A 2101-nucleotide genomic window follows, 5' to 3' on the forward strand; every position below is an offset into this window, starting at 1 on the left:
GCCTGGCTCATGGCAGCTCTGATCATCTCATCCGCGCAACCGGATACTTCTCAAGCCGCCTGAAACCAACGCCAGCTTCGTGCCGACGCATTATTCAGGGCCGACTACTTAGCATTCGCGATCCGAAGTTCCCGGATGGGCATGAGCGCTTGGTCCGGCACGAGCATAGTCCCGAGCGCACCATTCAAACGGATTTTTTACGGTAACTGGTATAGCACACAATGCATCGATCGGAAGGCACTCGTCAGGCGGCAAGACCAAAGTCCTAACCTTTGATGCGCTCTGGCACGTCCTCTGCGATATCTGCGATTTGTCTGAGCCGCAAGAATGTTGGAATTTCTTTGGGGCATCTGGATGTGTGTCCGTTTGAGCGTCCGATGCTCTAACTTCGAGGATGAACCAATCATGGGCCTAACACTACTCCTGTCTCTTAGCGAGGTGGGAGATTGTGTCCGGTCAATTCGGGGGCTACTTTATTCGGTTTGACGTTGTGCCTCTGAGAGCTTCTTGACGAGACGTTTGCCGTACTCCACGGACGGGCGCTCGATCCCGTGATAGCTGACGTGGGCGATGATGGTAGCTAAGCCAAGCACGATTGCTGAGACGGCAGCGAAACGGAGCCATTGAGGACCATCGCTGGCATACACGCGCTGCAGTACTGGGCCACTCAGTACAATCAGCGGGATGTGCCAAAGGTACACAGAATAACTGATCCGCCCATAGTACGACAGAATACGGGATGCCAGAACGCGAGGCTGGCACAAAGCGGCGCTCAGTAAGATCAAGGCGTAGGCGATGGTGTCGACATGGACTCGATGAAAGATGCCCCATCCCAGGCTCCTGGATACTTGCCATGAGAACAGGAGCAGGCCTGCAGCAAGAGCTGCTGAGCCGAAAAGTTTGGCCCGCGGGTTCACCTTGAGTGCGACATAGGCTTCGAAGGCAAGCAAGCCCAACGTGAATGAGGGGAAGAAGCGCACTATCGAGCCAGCATCAAATTGCGCCCACAAACGCGGGTTAGAAACCAACCATGAAAAGTGATTGGCAAAGATGTAGTAGATAACGAGCCCCACAAAGAAGGTTATGAGGCGTGCCTTGATGCCCTTGGCGAAGAAGTACAGCAGGGGAAAGATGGCATAGAATATCATCTCCACGCCAACCGCCCACCCTCCTGCAACGGCGCTCCGGCTCCATTTCGGAACGAGATTGAAGAGAAACGAAACGGACCCAGCGATTAGCCCCCAGTCGGGCGCACTCCACCTTGTTATGCAATAGTGTAAAGTGGAGTAGATGATTACTGTATAGAAAAGGGGCGCAATCCGGAAGAAGCGGCTGGTTGCGAAGCTCACCAAAGGCATGCCAGTTGCGATATGACGCGGCATCGTCAGGCTCAAGGAAAATGCGCTGATTACAAAGAACAGCCACACTCCTGAATACCCGAACTCAATCAAGGGCGCGAACGCCGGAGGGGGCGCTAGGTTCGGCGTCGACACCCGATAGACGTGGAAAAGAAGCACGTAGAGAGCCGCAATCCCGCGCAGATTGTCGAGAAATTCGAGCCGGTCATTTTGCATTTGCTGCCCCAAACCAGCATGCTGAATCACACGAATGCTTGCGGAGCCGCGATACTATCTCAAGATGATGCCTCGGGGAAGCTCACGTCTCTGAAGTGTAACCCCTGAGAGTGGCGCGAAGATGGAAGCCTGAAGGCGGTCAAAGCAGCTTGCAGGAGAGGGGCTGCTAATTCTTAGCAATCAGAACAAGGGTTACTTGATCAGCCTACCGAGGCGGGCCTTCAGCTCCAATTTCATCCGGTTGACCATTGTCAGAGATCGCTCAGCGTGGGGTTGTGCGCTGATCGCTTGGCGTATGACCCGAAAGGCCCTGAATTCGTTGCCAATGGTTTGCAGCTCGTTCCGGTGCTCTAAGGCTGTTTGGGCTTCCGTCCTTCGCATCTGTGCCAAACTAGGCGGCTATAGGGCCTCCCGCGCTGCCTTCTCCGCCTCGGCAGACCAATCCGTTACCGGAGCGTCGACTTCCTCCGCCTCACAGTTTCCTGAGACACCCTATAAGCGGACGGGATCCGCAGAAGGGTGATGAC

Annotated in this window: 2 protein-coding genes; one reads left to right on the top strand and one right to left on the bottom strand. The window is 55.0% G+C overall.

Features of this window, described 5'->3' with window-relative positions:
- Positions 1 to 206: hypothetical protein (locus KBI52_RS01765; RefSeq protein ID WP_210804921.1), on the top strand; the 206-nt coding region annotated here is incomplete at its 5' end.
- Between the two features lie 267 nt (positions 207 to 473).
- On the opposite strand, the gene KBI52_RS01770 is transcribed toward KBI52_RS01765, so the two are convergent.
- Positions 474 to 1604 (bottom strand): acyltransferase, encoded by a 1131-nt coding sequence (locus tag KBI52_RS01770; RefSeq protein WP_210804923.1) that lies wholly within the window; start codon positions 1602 to 1604, stop codon positions 474 to 476.
- Positions 1605 to 2101 lie beyond the last annotated feature (497 nt).

Origin of the sequence: Microvirga sp. HBU67558 (genome assembly GCF_018069605.1) — a bacterium.
Lineage (GTDB): Bacteria > Pseudomonadota > Alphaproteobacteria > Rhizobiales > Beijerinckiaceae > Microvirga > Microvirga terrae.